This window comes from Streptomyces sp. NPDC020681, from assembly GCF_044334895.1.
GTDB lineage: Bacteria > Actinomycetota > Actinomycetes > Streptomycetales > Streptomycetaceae > Streptomyces.
Map to the genome: position 1 here is coordinate 257244 of NZ_JBIRTX010000005.1, position 14281 is coordinate 271524.

A 14281-nucleotide genomic window follows, 5' to 3' on the forward strand; every position below is an offset into this window, starting at 1 on the left:
TCAGCGTGCCAGGCCACGAGCGGGAGCTGTGATGAGCGTTGCCGAGTCCCAGTCCGAGTCAGCGTCCGAGCCCGAAGTCCGTACGCCACTGGGTGCCCTGCGCGGCAGCCGGGAGGCGGGCGTGGCCGTCTTCCGCGGAATCCCGTTCGCCGAGCCACCGGTCGGCGAGCTCCGTTTCGCCGCGCCCCGGCCGGTACGAGGCTGGGACGGCGTACGGCCGGCCGTGTCGTACGGCCCGCCGCCCCCGCAGGCCGGCGCTTTCGGCATGGACGCGCTGTCGCAGGACGCGGCCGCCGACGACTGGCTGACCCTCAACGTCTGGTCGCCCGAGCCGGACCCGGGCGCGGGGCTCCCAGTGATGGTGTGGATCCACGGCGGCGCGTACACGATCGGCATGTCCAGCCTCCCCGAGTACGACGGCGGCCGCCTCGCACGGGACGGCGGCGTCGTCGTGGTGACGTTCAACTACCGGCTCGGCATCGAGGGTTTCGCGCAGCTCGAAGGCGCGCCCGCCAACCGGGGCCTGCTCGATCAGGTCGCCGCGCTGGAGTGGGTACGCGACAACATCCGGGCCTTCGGCGGCGATCCGGACCGGGTCACGGTCTTCGGCGAATCGGCGGGCGCAGGGTCGGTCGCCGCGCTGCTGGCGATGGACCGGGCCGCAGGGCTCTTCCGCCGTGCCGTCGCACAGAGCGTGCAAGGCACGTTCTTCTCGCCGGAGCTCGCCGCCGACATCGCCGCCGCCTGCGCCTCGGAACTGAGCCTGCGGCCCACCGTGGCGGACCTGTCCACGGTGCCGGCCGCGAGCCTGCCCGCCGCCAGTGACGCGGTCATGGCCAAGATGGCGGGGTTCGAGAAACGCTGGGGCCCGCTCGCCCACACGTCGATCCCGATTTCACCCGTCGTCGACGGCGATGTCCTGCCCCGCACTCCGTGGCAGGCCCTGGCCGAGGGCGCCGGCCGGGACATCGAGCTCCTGGTCGGCCACACCCGTGACGAGTACCGGCTGTTCACCGCGCTCGACGGCATGCTCGGGATGGTGACGAACGAGCAGGCGCAGTCCGCGCTGACGGCCTTCGCCCCCGGCCCGGACGGCGCTCGCCGCTACCGGGATGCTTTCCCGGCCGCGGGCCCTGACGAGCTGTACGAACTGGTGAACTCCGACTGGCTGTTCCGCATGCCAAGCCTGCACCTCGCCAAGGCGCAGACCGCGAGTGGCGGCCGCGCCTACGTCAACGAACTGACCTGGCCCGCCCCCGGCATGGGCGGCGCACTCGGCGCGTGTCACGGCCTCGACGTGCCGCTCGTCTTCGGCAACTTGACCCGCGGCCAGGTCTCGATGCTGATCGGCGAGGAGCCGTCCCAGGAGGCGGAGACGCTGTCGGCGCGTATGCGCACGGCGTGGACGGCGTTCGCCGCCCACGGCGACCCCGGCTGGCCCGCGTACGACGCCGAGCAACGCCTCGTACAGCTCTTCGACACCCGACCGTCCGTCACCGCCTACCCGGAGGAAGCTTCCCGTCTCCTCTGGCAGGACCACACTTTTCCGGCGCTGCCCCTGCGAGCCGGCGGCGGGTGATCGCCCACCCCGGGCAGACGAGAACTCATCCAGCCGCCTGGCCCCGCCAGTTGGGCCGAGGTTCGTCTCTTCGGAGGGTGAGCGCGTGTCATGCTGCGCATCGGCCCGGGAATGTGTAGAAACTGTGCCCATGGCAACTGGCAAGGTGAAGTGGTTCAACGCGGACAAAGGCTTCGGCTTTATCGAGCAGGATGACGGCGGTCCGGACGTGTTCGTCCATTTCTCCGCCATCCAGACCAGCGGCTTCAAGCAGCTGGAAGAGGGAGCCAAGGTCGAGTACGAAGTAACCCAAGGCCCCAAGGGCCCGCAGGCCGAGAACGTCGTCCCGCAATGACGTAGGGCACGGCCCTCGGGCAAGACCCGGAACACGAAAAACTGTTATCGCTCAGGCCGCACGACCGTCTCCTGTGCACCAACGTCCCCACGCGTGCGCAGGAGCACCTTCATGGCCCAGCACAACAAGCACCGGTTCAGCCGCCGCAGCATGCTGCAGATCGCCGGCGGCCTGGCCGCCGCCGGAGTCGGCGGCGCGGTGGCCGTCACGATGTCCGACGGCGACGCCGGCGCCGCACCCAACCGCGAGGCGTCGAGCACGCCGCCGCAGCAGCCCGAGGCCTTCGTGCACCCGGGCTTGCTGCATGCGTACGGCGAACTCAATCGGGCCAGGGTCCGGGTCCGCGCCGGCTCCAAGCCCTGGGCGGCGGGGTGGGACAGACTGACCGCCAACCGCCACGCACAGAGCACCTGGAAGCCGGGCGCGCTCAAGACTGTCGTACGGGGCGGGGCCGGCCAGAACTATCCGCGGCTCTACAACGACATTCACGCCGCCTACCAGAACGCATTGCGCTGGAAGATCGCCGGCAGCACGCCGCAAGGCGACGCGGCCCGCGACCTACTCAATGCCTGGTCGGGCACGCTGGAGACGGTCACCGGCAACGCCGACCGGTTCCTCGCGGCGGGCATCTACGGCTACCAGTTCGCCAACGCCGCGGAGTTGATGCGCGGCTACGCCGGCTTCGACCTCGACCGCTTCCAGCGCATGATGCGGACGGTCTTCCACCCTCTCAACGAGGACTTCCTCACCCGCCACAATGACGCGCACATCCAGAACTACTGGGCCAACTGGGACCTGTGCAGCGTCGCGTCGGTCATGGCCATCGGGATCCTCTGCGACGACCGCGCCCTCTTCGACCGGGCCGTCGAGTACTTCAAGAACGGCCAGGGCAATGGCTCGGTCAAGAACGCCGTGCCCTTCCTGCACCCCGGCGGCCTCGGACAGTGGCAGGAGAGCGGCCGCGACCAGGGACACAGCGTCATGGGCATCGGGCTGATGGGCTCCATCTGCGAGATGGCCTGGAATCAGGGCGTCGATCTGTACGGGTACGACGACAACCGGTTCATGAAGGGCGCCCAGTACGTGGCCAAGTACAACCTCGGCGGAGACGTCCCGTTCACCACATACGCTTGGCGCAGCGGCCAGAGTGGCGCGTACCGCGAGCACACCGTCGTGTCCGGTATCGGGCGCGGGCAGGCTCGCCCGGTCTGGGAGCTGCTGCACAACCACTACGCGCGGCGCCGGCGGCTGTCCGTGCCGTACATCACGGCGATCGCCGAGCAGGTGCGGGCCGAGGGCGGCGGCGGGGACTACGGGCCCAACAGCGGCGGCTTCGATCAGCTCGGCTTCGGGACGCTCCTCTACTCGCGCTAGCGCCTCACCCCACCCTCTGACGCTAGTCGTACAGAATTGAACGAGTTACAGTGCCCGGCCGGAGAACTCTTGGATGTGGACGTAGTGGACGGACGGGAGTGGCGCGGCACGGTCGCGGCGGCCCAGGCCGGTGACCGCAAGGCGCTCGACGAGCTGGTCGCGGGCTGGCTCCCACTCGTCTACAACATCGTCGGCCGCGCGCTCAACGGGCATGCGGACGTGGACGACGTCGTGCAGGAGACCATGCTGCGCGCCGTGCACGGTCTCGACGGACTGCGCGATCCCGACAGCTTCCGCTCCTGGCTGGTGGCGATCGCGATGCGGCAGGTACGGGACCGCTCCCGGCGGCGGCAGCACGCCGCGGCCGACGAAGGCGTCCCGGCCGCCGACCCCGGCTCGGACTTCGCCGAACTTGCCGTGCTGCGGCTCCAGTTGGAGGGCCAGCGGCGCGAGGTCGCGGAGGCGGTGCGCTGGCTGGAGGACGAGGACCGGCAGTTGCTGTCGCTGTGGTGGCTGGAGGTCGGGGGTGAGCTGAGCCGGCGCGAGGTGGCTGCGGCGATGCGGCTCAGCCGTCAGCACACGGCCGTACGAGTGCAACGCGTCAAGGAACGGCTGGAGACGGCGCGCGGCATCGTGCGCGCTCTCGAACCGGGACGTCGCTGCGGCGAACTGGGGCGGCTGACCGCGGGTTGGGACGGCCGCCCAGATTCTGTATGGCGCAAGCGCCTGGCCCGGCATGTCCGGGGCTGCGCCGACTGCGGCAGGCCGCGGCCCGACGCCGTACCGGCCGAGCGGCTGCTGGTGGGCATCGCGCTGGTGCCGCTGCCCGCGGGCTTCACACTGGCGGTGCTGTCCGGGCTGCTCGGAGGCGGTGGAAAGGCGGCAGCGGCGGGAGCCGCCTCCGTGATCACCGCGGACCCGGTCGGCTGGTCCGCGCATCTGCTGACCGCGCTGACCAAGCCGGCGGTTGCCATCACGGCAGGCGCGACCCTGGTCGCGGGCGGTGCGTTCATCGTCTACGAAGGCCCGGAGCAGGCCCCGTCCGCTCCTCCGCCACGAGCGGCGCCGCCCGCGCCCACCAGCGGCCCGCCATCCACCGTGTCCCGTTCTCCATCGGCCCCGACCGCCGCGCCCGCCACTCCACCGGAACCGGTGTACGGAACGGTCGTCGACGGCGTGGACTCCGCGCCCGACCCCAACAGCCGCCCCGGTCCCCTGCCTCGCCGGCCCGAGACGACGCTCACCAGCAGCTACGGCGACAAGGCCGTGCTCCCCCACCGCGGTGAGAGTGTGACGCTCAGCGGCAAGGGATACGTCCTCCTGCGCTGGCAGATCACTCCCCGCGAACGCCCTGGCTCCCTCGTCATGCCAACCTGGACGGGTCTCGACGGCAAGCTCTTCCATGCCGCATCGGGCGGCGGCCGCCGCATGGACGACGTGGTCCCGAGCGCGTCCGACGGCAGCACCTGGATGGGCGGTCCCACAACCGGTTACGCCGAACTGCCGTCCGGCGCCCAGCAGATGTGGCAGAACGAGTACTTCTACCTGGACGGGACGGTCACGCTCCATCAGAACGAACGGGGCGCGGACTACAACCTCATCGTCATGCCGTCGAGCTGGGCCGAGGCCACCAAGGACATCGGCACCGCACCGGACCCGGCCCATCCGGAGAAGGGCCTGGTCCGCTACGGCCTGGTCCGCGACACCGGCGACGACTCGGCGCCCGTGCCGCAGTACGTCACTCGCGACCGGCCGACGGATCCGGCGACGGTGCCACAGCGCTCGCGGGTGTGAGCCTCGGCGCGCGGATCAGGGCCGCCCGCGTGGTGCCGAACCAGGTGGTGATCAGTGAAAGCGGTCGCAGCTAGCATGCGCCGGTGACAACTCCTGCCGACCAGCGCATCCACCCCTTCCGCATGGACATCCCGCAGAGCGACCTGGAAGACCTGCACGACCGCCTCGACCGCACAAGGTGGCCGGACGAGCTGCCAGGAGTGGGCTGGGCGTACGGGATCCCGGGCGGATATCTCCAGGAGCTCGTCCAGTACTGGCGCACCGGGTACGACTGGCGGGCCGCGGAAGCCCGGCTGAATCAGTGGCCGCAGTTCACCACCACGATCGACGGCGCAAACATCCACTTCACGCATGTCCGGTCTCCGGAACCGGACGCGACGCCGCTGATCATCACACATGGCTGGCCGGGCTCGATCGTCGAATTCACCGAGGTCGTCGGTCCGCTGTCGGATCCGCGCGCGCACGGCGGCGATCCGGCCGACGCCTTCCATCTGGTGGTGCCAAGCATTCCCGGCTTCGGATTCTCCGGGCCGACGCGCGAGAAGGGCTGGGAGTACCGCCGGGTCGCCGCCGCGTTCGCCGAGCTGATGCAGCGGCTCGGCTACCGGCGCTACGGAGCACAGGGCGGGGACTGGGGTTCGGCCGTCTCGCGCGAGCTCGGGCGTATCCGGACCGACGAGCTCATCGGCGTACATCTCAATCTCCTGCCCGGGTCGGCCGCGGCCGAGGAGCCGGACGCCGCTGAGCTGGCCGAGCTCAGCCCGGCGGAGCGCGAGCGGACGCTGGCGTCCTGGAAGCGCAACCAGGAGTGGAGCCGCGACAGGCAGGGCTATGCGGACATCCAGTCGACGCGGCCGCAGACCCTTGCGTACGGACTGACCGATTCCCCGGTCGGACAACTGGCCTGGATCGCCGAGAAGTTCCACGAGTGGACGGACACGCGCGAAGGCAAGGACGATGCCGTCGACCGCGACCGGCTGCTCACCAATGTGATGCTGTACTGGCTGACCCGTACGGCCGGTTCGTCCGCGCGTCTCTACTACGAGCGGGCGCACGCCGACTACTGGGGCGGGCAGCCCGAGCCGTCGGCCGCGCCGACCGGTCTGGCCCTCTTCCCGCAGGAGAACTTCATTCCGCTGCGGCATGTCGCGGAGCGGACGAACAGGATCGTGCGCTGGTCGGAGTTCGACCGGGGTGGGCATTTCGCGGCGATGGAGGAGCCGGAGCTGCTGGTCGGCGACATTCGCGCGTTCTTCAGAGAGCTCCGGGAATCGGCGTCCGGCTGAGTTGTGCCGTTCGTACGCGGCTACTCGGGCGGGACGAGCGTGAAGTATCGGTCGAGCACGTCCCGGTCGCCCGTCACCTCGTCGAGCCGGTCCGCGGGAATCCGGTGCCAGAGGAACAGCATCAGGTCCGACGCCGTACCGGACAACTCGACGTCGCACGGGCCGGAGGCGTCGTCGAGCCGGATGTCGTCGCCGTCGAGATGCACCGTCCACAGACCCGTGCCGTCGGTCTGCCGGAACCGGTACCGCTCGCCCGATGCGAGCGGCGGCTGCTGCCTGGCCCGCCTGGTCGGTGCCATGACCTCGAAGTTCTGGCTGACGGCGTCTTCCGCGAGCTCGGTGTCGACCGGCTGCGGCACGCCGAGCGCGCCCTCGGCGTCCCAGCGGTGCAGGGCCGCCTCGATGGTCTGCATCCGCAGCCAGAATCCGACGGTCTGCTCGGCCGACCAGGTCCATACGGATTCGTCCGGAGCGACGCTTCTGAAGTGCGCGTCCAGCGTGGCGGCCCCGTCCGCGTAGGCGTCGACCAGGCTCCTAGGCACCGGTCCACGGTGCGGTGACTTCGTCTCCGGGGTCGGCCAGCCCTCGCGGTCCGCGGGCAGCTCGGCGAAGACGTCCGCCAGGTCCGGCGGCTGCTGGAGCCGGTCCCGCACAATGCGGTTCACAAAGAGATGCACCCCGCCGAGGTGCGCGATCAGATCGGACATCGACCAGCCGGGGCAGGACGGGACGAGCGGCGCCTCGCCGCCTTCCGCCGCCGCACGGGCCGCGGCCTCGAACGCGCGTGTCTCGCGCCGGAAGTGAGCACTGAAGTCCATGGTCCTCACCCTGCCACTCCCCCGAGCTCCGGAGTCCGAACGTGGCCGGTTCCGGTCCGCCCCCGCTCCGGACAGGCGTGACCGGTTGTCAGGCCAACGGAAAATCAGGCCGCTTCCGGGCACACTGAAGACGTTGCCGTCCGGAGAGCGAGGAGCGCCGTGCCCGTTCCGATCATCATCGACTGCGATCCCGGGCACGACGACGCCATCGCCATCATGCTCGCGGCCGGCGACCCGGCCATTGATCTGCTCGCCATCACAACGGTCGCCGGGAACCAGACCGTCGAGAAGACCACGCTCAACGCCCGCCGGGTCTGCACCGTCGCCGGAATCACCGATGTGCCCATCGCGGCCGGATGCGCGCGGCCCCTCGTCCAGCACCTGTTTGTGGCGGACGACGTGCATGGCGACTCCGGCATGGACGGACCGCAGTTCGGCGAGCCGACCGTGGACGTGGTCCCGGAGCATGCCGTGGACCTCATGTACCGGATTCTGACCGAGCATCCGGAGCCGGTCACGCTCGTGCCGACCGCGCCGCTGACCAACATCGCCCTGCTGCTGACCCGCCATCCGGACTGCGTCCCGCACATCCGCGAGATCGTGCTGATGGGCGGCAGCACCGAGCGCGGCAACAGGACACCGGCCGCCGAGTTCAATGTCTACGTCGACCCGGAAGCCGCGGACATCGTGTTCCGCAGCGGGGTGCCGGTCACCATGATCGGGCTCAATGTCACGCATCAGGCCCTCGCGACCGAGGACGTGCTGGCCCGCCTCGAAGGTCTCGGCACCGAACTCGGCCGTATCTGCGCCGAGTTGATGATGTACTTCGCGGCCAGGTACCGGCGGTTGTGGGGCTTCACATCACCGCCGCTGCACGATCCCGTCGCGGTGGCCCGGGTCATCGACCCGGCGATCGTGCACTGCGTCGACGCGAGCGTGGCGGTCGAGCTGCGCGGGGAGTACACGCGGGGCGCCACCGTCGTGGACCCGCACCGGTATCTGGACCGGCCGGTGAACGCGCGTGTCGGGATGGCGCTGGAGGCCGAGCTGTTCTGGGACCGGGTGATCGCGGCGGTCGAGACGCTCGGAAAGCGTGCCGGCGGGGGCGGTTGACGCTTCGCGGGCTGTCGGGCTGTCGGGCTGTCGGGCTGTCGGGCTGTCGGGCCGGAATTCCATATTGCTTCCGCCTGTTCCTGGCACTAAGGTTTACGCCGTGACTGCCGGGTCGGCCATGGGCCACAATCGAGTAAGGCACCCGGCCTCTACGTGAGGCGGGGGCGGGCGCGAAGCCCGCCATTTCCCTTTCCGCGCGACTCGCGCGATGTTTCCGCGTGCTCCACGTGCTCTGCGTGTCCATGCACTCCGCGTGCTCCATGCGTGCTGCGTGCTGCCTGTTCCAGGTGCTGGACGTGTCTGCGGTGCTGGTCACCGCCGACCTTGCACGCCACTTTCACGTGCCGACCGTCGACCGCTCCGGGTCGGAAGTCCGGCGCGCCCTCCCCGTTTCCTTCCCACCACGGCCGCAATTCGCCTGTGGTGAATTCGTCCTGCCCGCAAACACTCCGCGGGCTCCTCAGTCATGGAGAAATACCGAGAATGCCCAACGTCTTCAACCAGCAGATCATCGATGAATTCCGGGCCAACGGCGGAGAGGTCGGCGGCCCTTTCGAGGGAGCCCGGCTGCTTCTGCTGACCACCACCGGCGCACGGTCCGGCACTCGGCACACCACGCCGGTCGGCTACCTCCCCGACGGCGACGCACGGATACTCGTCATCGCGTCGGCCGGCGGCGCACCGGGCCACCCGGACTGGTTCCACAACCTCCTCGCCCATCCTCGGGTCACCGTCGAGGACGGTGTCTTCACCTATGAAGCGCAGGCCGTCGCGCTGGAGGGCGCCGAACGCGACCGCGCCTTCGCGCGCGCCGTCGAGAGTGACCCCGGATGGGCCGACTATCAGGCCAAGACGGCACGCGTCATCCCTGTGGTCGCCCTCGAAGCCGTCCCGGTCCAGGGGCCGCCGAACATCGCCGCGGCGTCGTGGGGTGCGGCGCTCAAGCTGGTCCACGACGGGATCCGGCGCGAACTCGCCCTGATCCGCAAGGAGATCACCGAGTCCGGCCCCGGCCTGGGCGTGCAGCTCCGCGTGAACTGCCTGACGCTCTGCCAGGGGCTGCACAACCACCACAGCGGAGAGGACGCCGGGATCCTCCCGTTCGTCGCCCAGCGCCATCCTGAGCTCGGGCCCGTCGTGGACCGGCTGCGCGAGGAACACCAGAAGATCGCGGGCCTGCTCGACGATCTCCAGACGCTCGTGTCCGGCGAGGGCGCGGATCCGCTGGTGGTGCTCCCGGAAGTCGAAAGGCTCACGGACGAGCTGGAGCGCCATCTGACGTACGAGGAAGAGCAGTTGATCCCCATCCTCGACGCGTCGGCTCCCTGAGCGGCGGGTCCGGGCGCTCGGCGCGGTCTCCGTCAACTCGGAGTTCGTCCTGCCGAGGTGCCATCCGCGCTGAGGGCCGGACCGCGCCGTGCGACGGTGATGATCTCCGGGCTGCTGCCGGTCAGCGGGCTGCCGTCCCAGTCACCGAACTGCTCCTCGACGCCCAGGCCCGCGCCCTCCAGAAACGAGGAGAGCGTGTCCGTGTCGAGGAATCTCAGCGTGCTGCGGCCGTCTCGAACGCGAAGCGGCCTTCGCCGGTCAGCGCCGAGCGGACCGCGGCGAGCGCGGTGCGCAGTTCGTCGTCCTCGACGAGCACCTGGAACGCGTGGCCCGTCATCACGATCAGCTCGAACTCGCCGTCCCAGCCACCTGTCCCGAGATCGCCGAGGACCCATTCGATGTCCGTACGCGTCCGCCCTGTTCCAGCATGCCTTCCGCCGGGTCCACGCCGCACAGCCGTCCGCCGTGACCGGCCTCCCGGGCGATGTGCAACAGCGCGAAGTCGCCCCGGTCCTCGGTCGGGTTGAGTACGTCGTACAACGCCGCGAGACCCGGATCGGCGAACAGGTGGTCGGGCATCGGGCCATCCTGTCAGGTCAGTTGGTCACTGGTCACAGCGAGCCTTTTCCAACCTCAGCTTGAGCAGGTCACGTGGAGGGTGAGGACGGCCTGGACGAGTGCGGTGATGCGGGAGGTGCTGCACCGCTTCGTGGGCGAGAAAGGCGTTCGCGCCCCGTGAGGTGAGCCGTTAACCTCCGCCGGAGCGGAAGAGGTACGACACGCGACCGCGAAGGGGAGCCGTTCATGGAGATCGAGGGCGTACGGACCGACCGTCTGGGCCTGCTGCTCGACCAGTTCGACAAGGCCAGGGAGATGGCCGGGGTGCGGCTGGCGGGGCTCGGCGACGAGGAGTATCTGTGGGAGCCGGTGCCCGGCTGCTGGTCGCTCCGGCGGCGTGCCGAGGCGACGACGCCGCGGGCGTTCGGGCCGGGCGATTGGGTGATGGACCTGGGCGCCGCGGACATCCCGGCGAGCGAGTACGCGGAGGTCGCCCGGCAGGCGGCCGGCGGCATGTCCGTGGAGAAGATCGCCGAGGACTGGAGCGTGACCGTCGAGCGGGTCGAGCAGATCTTGGCCCACACCGGCGAACCGGAGCCGGACGAGACGCCGGTCACGACCATCGCGTGGCGGCTGGGTCACCTGCACTACGAGTTCGCGGGCAACTGGGAGTGGACCTTCGGCGATCGACGGCAGGACCCGAAGCAGATGATCGACTTCTCCCCCTCGGCGGCCTCGACCCTGGAGCGCTTCTGGCCGGTGATCGACCGCTGGCGCGCCGACGTCGGCGCCCTCACCGAGGAGCAGCTCGACACGGTCGGCCTCTCGCAGTACCCGTACGGCTCCGACCCCGAGGAACCGTTCATCTCCGTGCAGTGGGGGGCCAACCTCGAATTCATCCACCACATGGCCGAGATCGCGTTGCTCCGTGACCTGTGGCGGGCCCGCTTCTCCACTCCGCGGTAGGCCCGGCGCGTCTTGGCGTTTGCTCGCCCTGGCTCATCTGCGCCGCGGTGACACTTACACGCACTTCACCTTGCCGCGTCATCGTGAGCTTGAAAAAGGCTCAGCGTCTGCCGTTTCGGCTTCCGCTCCGCCTGCCATGATGCACGGATGCGAGTCCTGATGCCGGTACCCGACCGCGATTTCGACGTCACCGAAGTGGCCGTGCCCTGGCGGATGCTCACCGACGCCGGGCACCAGGTCGTCTTCGCCACCGAACACGCGGGGACGCGGCCCGCGGCCGATCCGCGGCTCCTGACAGGTGTGCTCTTCGGGCAGCTCGGCGCGGAGACGGAACCGAAGGAGTTCTACGAACAGCTCTGCCGATCCGAGGAGTTCGCCACCACCGAGGCATGGGCGGATCTCGACATGGCCGGCTTCGACGGCCTGGTCCTGCCGGGCGGTCACGCACCGGGGATGCGGCAGTACCTCGGCTCGGCCGTGCTTCAGCGGCAGGTCGCGCGGTTCTGGGCGCTGGAGCGGCCCGTCGGGGCCATCTGCCACGGCGTGCTGGTCCTGGCGCGGGCGCGTGAGGACGGCGGAGACCGCAGCGTGCTCGCGGATCGTCGTACGACGTGTCTGCCGAAGTACATGGAGCGGACGGCGTATCTGACCACGGCATGGCGACTCGGCCGTTACTACCGGACCTATCCCGCCTATGTGGAGGACGAGGTCAAGGCCGCGCTGGCCGACCCCGGCGGGCAGTTCGAACGCGGGCCCAAGTCCCTCACGACCCGCGGTACCGCGACGGACGACACACCCGCGTTCGTCGTGGAGGACGGCAACTACCTCTCGGCCCGCTGGCCGGGAGACGCCTACCTCTTCGGCCGCCGGTTCATCGCGCTCCTGGACACTCGCCGGCCGTGACGTCGGTGCCACCCCACGTACTCACCGGCGGGCCGCCGTAAATCCGGTTGCCGCCCCGGCCGGCCCTCTGCTGCACTGTTCAACGCACATCGGCCGACCAGGGAGAAAGCACATGCTGAAGGCATTCATGTCCATCACCAGGGGAATTTCCATCCACCCAGAGGACATGAAGCTTCGTGCAAACGCTGAACTTGGGAATTCTGGCGCATGTTGACGCCGGTAAGACGAGCCTGACCGAGCGGCTGCTCCATTCCGCCGGTGTCATCGACGCGATCGGCAGCGTCGACGACGGAAGTACCCAGACCGATTCTCTCGCGCTGGAACGGCAACGCGGCATCACCATCAAGTCCGCCGTCGTGTCCTTCGCCGTCGACGATGTCACGGTCAATCTGATCGACACTCCCGGCCACCCGGATTTCATCGCCGAGGTGGAGCGCGTACTGAGCGTGCTCGACGGCGCCGTGCTGGTCGTCTCCGCGGTGGAAGGCGTGCAGGCGCAGACCCGCGTGCTGATGCGGACACTGCGGCGGCTGCGTATTCCGACACTGGTGTTCGTGAACAAGATCGACCGCGGTGGCGCGCAGTACGAGGGCGTGCTGAAGAGCATGTCCGAGAGGCTGACTCCGGCCGTCGTCGCGATGGGTTCGGCCGGCGGTCTTGGCACGCGCGATGCCGGATTCGCGCCGTACACCGCCGATGACGACGGCTTCACCACCCGTCTTGTCGATCTGCTCGCCGACCACGACGACATGCTCCTCGCGGCATACGTCGAGGGCGACAGCCCGCTCTCGTACGACCGGCTGCGAGCCGAACTCGCCGAGCAGACACGGCAGACGCTGGTGCATCCGGTGTTCTTCGGTTCGGCCATCACGGGCGCGGGCGTGGACGCGCTGATCGCCGGGGTCCGCGAGCTGCTGCCCGCGGCCGAGGGCAATGCCGAGGGCCCGGTCTCGGGCACGGTGTTCAAGGTCGAACGCGGGCCGGCCGGAGAGAAGGTGGCGTACGTCCGGATGGTGTCGGGGACCGTACGGACCCGCGACAGGCTGTCCTTCCGCGACGGTGCGGAGGGCAAGGTCACGGCGGTCGAGGTGTTCGACCGGGGGCCTGCGGTGCGGAGCGCCGCTGTCTCCGCCGGGCAGATCGGCAAGCTGTGGGGCCTTGGCGACATCCGGATCGGCGATGTGATCGGCGTATCCAAAGCGGCCGGCCCGGTGGATCATTTCTTCGCTCCGCCGACGCTGGAGACGGTCGTCGTTCCCGGCCGTCCGGCCGACAAGGGCGCGATGCATGCGGCGCTCAGCCGGCTCGCCGAGCAGGATCCGCTGATCAATCTGCGGCAGGACGACATCCGGCAGGAAGTGTCCCTCTCGCTCTATGGCGAGGTGCAGAAGGAGGTCATTCAGGCGACGCTGGCGAATGACTTCGGCGTCGACGTCACCTTCCGCGAGACGACCACGATCTGCCTGGAGCGGCCCAACGGCACCGGTGCGGCTTTCGAGATCATCGACAAGGATCCCAATCCGTTTCTCGCGACCGTCGGACTGCGGGTCGATCCGGCTCCGGTCGGCTCCGGGGTGGAATTCCGGCTGGAGGTCGAGCTCGGTTCGATGCCGTACTCCTTCATGACGGCGGTCGAGGAGACCGTGAAAGAGACACTGCAGCAAGGAATTCACGGCTGGCAGGTCACCGACTGCACGGTCACGATGACGCATTCCGGCTATTGGGCGCGGCAGAGCCATGCGCACGGCACCTTCGACAAAAGCATGTCCAGCACGGCCGGCGACTTCCGCAACCTGACGCCGCTGGTCCTGATGAGCGCGCTGCAAGAGGCCGGTACGACCGTCCACGAGCCGATGCACCGCTTCGTGCTGGAGCTTCCGGCGGATCTGCTGGGGCCGGTGCTGCCGGTGCTGGCCAGGCTGCGTGCCACGGCGCACACGCCTGTCCTGGGCGCCTCGACCTGCACGCTGGAGGGCGAGATTCCGGCGGCCCGGGTGCATGAACTGCAGCAGCAGCTGCCCGCGTTGAGCCGCGGCGAGGGCGTGCTGGAGACCGCCTTCGAGCGCTATCAGCCGGTCACCGGAGCGATTCCGAACCGGCCGCGGACGGACCACGATCCGCTCGACCGCAAGGAGTATCTGCTCAAGGTGGTGCGGAGAGTCGGCGGGCGGTCGTAAGCCATGCGGTCGCGGCGACGGGACGGCGGGTTGCTCAGCGGACCTTCTGG

The 14281-nt window shown here is 69.5% G+C and carries 13 protein-coding genes; 10 read left to right on the top strand and 3 right to left on the bottom strand.

Annotation, left to right across the window (positions count from 1 at the left end; genetic code table 11):
* The first annotated feature begins 31 nt into the window (after positions 1-31).
* The 5 genes from ACH4YL_RS14155 to ACH4YL_RS14175 all read left to right on the top strand — a co-directional run bounded on the left by ACH4YL_RS14155 (position 32) and on the right by ACH4YL_RS14175 (position 6367).
* Complete coding sequence (locus tag ACH4YL_RS14155) at positions 32-1579, top strand: carboxylesterase/lipase family protein (RefSeq protein ID WP_398507571.1); 1548 nt, start codon at positions 32-34, stop codon at positions 1577-1579.
* A gap of 130 nt (positions 1580-1709) precedes the next feature.
* Positions 1710-1913, top strand: a complete 204-nt coding sequence (locus tag ACH4YL_RS14160; RefSeq protein WP_398507572.1) for a cold-shock protein — start codon at positions 1710-1712, stop codon at positions 1911-1913.
* Positions 1914-2024: 111 nt separating this feature from the next.
* Positions 2025-3287: an alginate lyase family protein gene (locus ACH4YL_RS14165; protein ID WP_398507573.1), complete on the top strand. Its 1263-nt coding sequence runs from the start codon at positions 2025-2027 to the stop codon at positions 3285-3287.
* A gap of 75 nt (positions 3288-3362) precedes the next feature.
* Complete coding sequence (locus ACH4YL_RS14170) at positions 3363-5081, top strand: RNA polymerase sigma factor (RefSeq protein WP_398507873.1); 1719 nt, start codon at positions 3363-3365, stop codon at positions 5079-5081.
* Positions 5082-5164: 83 nt separating this feature from the next.
* On the top strand, positions 5165-6367 hold the full coding sequence (locus ACH4YL_RS14175) for an epoxide hydrolase family protein (RefSeq protein ID WP_398507574.1): 1203 nt from the start codon (positions 5165-5167) through the stop codon (positions 6365-6367).
* A gap of 20 nt (positions 6368-6387) precedes the next feature.
* Here ACH4YL_RS14175 and ACH4YL_RS14180 read toward each other — a convergent pair whose 3' ends face one another.
* On the bottom strand, positions 6388-7185 hold the full coding sequence (locus tag ACH4YL_RS14180; protein ID WP_398507575.1) for a maleylpyruvate isomerase family mycothiol-dependent enzyme: 798 nt from the start codon (positions 7183-7185) through the stop codon (positions 6388-6390).
* A 159-nt stretch (positions 7186-7344) separates the two neighbouring features.
* On the opposite strand from ACH4YL_RS14180, the gene ACH4YL_RS14185 reads away from it, so the two are divergent.
* Together ACH4YL_RS14185 and ACH4YL_RS14190 are read left to right on the top strand one after the other, a co-directional pair.
* Entirely contained in the window at positions 7345-8298 is a 954-nt protein-coding gene (locus tag ACH4YL_RS14185) for a nucleoside hydrolase (protein ID WP_398507576.1), read from the top strand.
* 483 nt (positions 8299-8781) lie between these two features.
* Positions 8782-9627, top strand: coding sequence for a nitroreductase/quinone reductase family protein (locus tag ACH4YL_RS14190; RefSeq protein ID WP_398507577.1), 846 nt, complete (start codon positions 8782-8784; stop codon positions 9625-9627).
* A gap of 214 nt (positions 9628-9841) precedes the next feature.
* On the opposite strand, the gene ACH4YL_RS14195 is transcribed toward ACH4YL_RS14190, so the two are convergent.
* Positions 9842-9964, bottom strand: coding sequence for a hypothetical protein (locus ACH4YL_RS14195; RefSeq protein WP_398507578.1), 123 nt, complete (start codon positions 9962-9964; stop codon positions 9842-9844).
* 5 nt (positions 9965-9969) lie between these two features.
* Positions 9970-10206, bottom strand: a complete 237-nt coding sequence (locus ACH4YL_RS14200; protein ID WP_398507579.1) for a hypothetical protein — start codon at positions 10204-10206, stop codon at positions 9970-9972.
* A gap of 225 nt (positions 10207-10431) precedes the next feature.
* Between ACH4YL_RS14200 and ACH4YL_RS14205 the strand changes: the two genes are divergently transcribed.
* The 3 genes from ACH4YL_RS14205 (at position 10432) to ACH4YL_RS14215 (ending at position 14231) form a co-directional block, all read left to right on the top strand.
* Complete coding sequence (locus ACH4YL_RS14205; RefSeq protein WP_398507580.1) at positions 10432-11151, top strand: DinB family protein; 720 nt, start codon at positions 10432-10434, stop codon at positions 11149-11151.
* A gap of 159 nt (positions 11152-11310) precedes the next feature.
* Positions 11311-12054 carry a type 1 glutamine amidotransferase domain-containing protein gene (locus ACH4YL_RS14210; protein ID WP_398507581.1) on the top strand — a complete coding sequence of 248 codons (744 nt, stop codon included), beginning with the start codon at positions 11311-11313 and terminating at the stop codon, positions 12052-12054.
* Between the two features lie 176 nt (positions 12055-12230).
* Positions 12231-14231 carry a GTP-binding protein gene (locus ACH4YL_RS14215; RefSeq protein WP_398507582.1) on the top strand — a complete coding sequence of 667 codons (2001 nt, stop codon included), beginning with the start codon at positions 12231-12233 and terminating at the stop codon, positions 14229-14231.
* Positions 14232-14281: the final 50 nt, after the last annotated feature.